Genomic DNA, 2,460 nt, shown 5'->3' with positions numbered 1-2,460 from the left:
TGTATGAGGAAGCGGCGCGGCGAAGTGCCGCGCGAATCGGGCGGATTCATGCCGTGAGGCGGGGAGCCGCATGACCGGCGGCATCGCTTGGCGCCGCCTCCACCCACCGAGTTCTTCAACAGAATCGACGCAAAGCAGACATCGAGGCCGGCGGAGTGTGAATCCGAGGGTGAATGTCCGTTTGAGTGGCAAAGAATTTGCCGCGACCACTCCCCCGACCGAGTCCGGCGAGCGCAACAACCCCAGCAATTGGTTGTCGGACGGCCTTCGCCACGCACAGTGCACACCTGAGCGACAGGGCCAGCGCATCAGCGACCATTCCCCGTATTCCTGCGCTTACCGCGCTTCTTGGCGGCGGCCAGAGGAGTACCTTCGGCGCCTATAGGGTTGTTCACCGCGGATGCTGCGACTGCGCTCGCCTTCCTGCCGCGTTCGGGTGACTTTGCAGCAGCAAGCGCCGAAACATTTTCCGCTTTGCCCTTTTCTGGTCGAGTAAGAAGGTCGGCAAAAGTGGTTTGAAGCGACTCCTGAGCGAGAAGCTTGCGAGCCTCATGAAGGCTGTACGTGAGCGCGCCGACCAGATCATCGAACTTGAAATCAGAAGCATCCACATACCGGTAGAGGAACGCCTCGGCGCCAAATTTAAGGAACCGGAGTTCACCACCCACTTTCTTCCCCTTCTGCGCATTCCGCAGGGTTACATCGTCGCGCTTGCCTGCCTTCATTTGTTCTTTCGCTGGCCCCGGCTTGGCTTGCCACCAAGCGGATCCACCAACTCCGCGCGGATCACGTGCCAACGTCTCGAGTTTGCCCCCCGACGAATGCGAGGCGCTGACGAAGTGGCGATACTCGCAGCGTTGAAGCTGCACACCAATCTCGACGGTGCGCGGTTCTAGGCTCCCCATTGCCGGGCGAGAAATCTGCCATGAGACAGTCAGTCCGGGAGTCGCTCGGGTCATAAAAGCTTCCCAGTTCAACGTAGGCGTGAACTCGCCGAGTTCCGCCGGAACAGGCCGATCTACCTCGGCTTCTCCCCATTGCTCGGTCACAGCCGTTCGAAGCGTGTTCGCCAACTCGGAGAACGCGAGCTTGCCCACGAGATCATGGATGCGCATGCGCCTAAACTCTTCGCGCATTAGGACGGTGTGCATTGCGCTCAGGTCTGAATGGCCTGTGGAGAATTCGTTCACCGCGAGAAGCGTGGCCTCCGCAAGAGCCACGAGCGCGGACGTGCTTTCCCGGTAATCGCGCAACAGCTGCACCAGCAGCCCGCCTGTTGCATCGCCCTTCTCGGGGAAGCACTTCACGAGTTCGCCCCAGCCGATCTTGTTCCAAGACCCTTCTCGGCCTCCATGCGTCCAGCCCAGAAGGATGCGCCGCACTGGCGCTTGAACCCTGGCAACCTCTTGCTTCTGCTCCTTCGCGGAGACGACAACCGCATCGTTGTCTGCCAGCGCCTTCATGTTTACCGACTGCCACGGAATGCCGGCGTCTTCTTCTGGTCTGGCCGGATCTTCTCCAAGCGCATTCGGTGGTGAGGGATCGTCGAACTCGAGTTTGAGGCCCTTGATCAGCTTTTGGTCATATTTGATGAGTTGCTTCCCCGTAGGCACGGATTTCAACTTCGCTTCCACCACCGCGACGCATGCGTCGTCTGAGTGCGCGCCCTTCTCCGGCGCTTGGAATGCGATCGGCCCAAGGTACCGGTTTGCGCCCTCCACCCGAGGCTCCGGAAGTATCACGAGATCCAGGTTGCTTTGCTCACGCCACGTAAGGACGCGATCAAACCGGTCGTGTCCAAATAGCAGGTTCAGAAGCGCACGCCTCGTCTGATCCAAAACAAGCTTGTCATTGCCATCCTCCGCCTCCGCGTCCAGCACATGAGACAGGAAGTTGGTGTGGAAGAGCTCCTTGGCACCTCGTGACATCGCGAATGTCGTCGAACCTCGCAACTTGTTGAGAATAGGTTTTGCCGCATTAAGAAGGCTTTCGAAGCCGCTATGGCTATCAGCTCCTGGCTTTGGTTGGTTCATTTCCTTCGTTTCCTAGTCCATTCGGGCGAGCGCGTCCAAGCACCTCCTGCGCGAATCTACTCGAAGGCAAGACTGCGGCACGCACGCCAAACCCGCATGCGCATCGGCTGCCATGGTGAGCGCCACACGCGATCGACGGATCGACGGTGATCGGCGCGCATTGCGCTCGCTGGATGATCGATTGCGGATCTGAGTGCCCGGGTTAGTCGTCGTTCGAAGCGGCTCCAGGCGGTGGCACAGGCGCGCGCGCAGGACTGTTCGACGGAATCCCAATCCGTGCGTCACCATGTCTGCTCTTGGCCGATTCTGTTGAAGAACTCGGTGGGTGGAGGCGGCGCCAAGCGATGCCGCCGGTCATGCGGCTCCCCGCCTCACGGCATGAATCCGCCCGATTCGCGCGGCACTTCGCCGCGCCGCTTCCTCATAC

1 protein-coding gene is annotated in these 2,460 nt (G+C 60.3%); it reads right to left on the bottom strand.

What is annotated here, in order from left to right:
• Positions 1-308 precede the first annotated feature (308 nt).
• Positions 309-2,033 (bottom strand): hypothetical protein, encoded by a 1,725-nt coding sequence (locus FN976_RS28650; RefSeq protein ID WP_145897507.1) that lies wholly within the window; start codon positions 2,031-2,033, stop codon positions 309-311.
• Positions 2,034-2,460 lie beyond the last annotated feature (427 nt).

It is taken from the genome of Caenimonas sedimenti (assembly GCF_007833165.1).
Taxonomy (GTDB): domain Bacteria; phylum Pseudomonadota; class Gammaproteobacteria; order Burkholderiales; family Burkholderiaceae_C; genus Ramlibacter; species Ramlibacter sedimenti.
Note: the sequence above shows the minus strand (reverse complement) of the source record. Positions and strands in the feature narration are given on the sequence as shown.

What these genes read in the sequence shown, in the direction of transcription:
- FN976_RS28650 (WP_145897507.1), bottom strand. Translation starts at nt 2,033, where the DNA reads ATGAACCAACCAAAGCCAGGAGCTGATAGCCATAGCGGCTTCGAAAGC.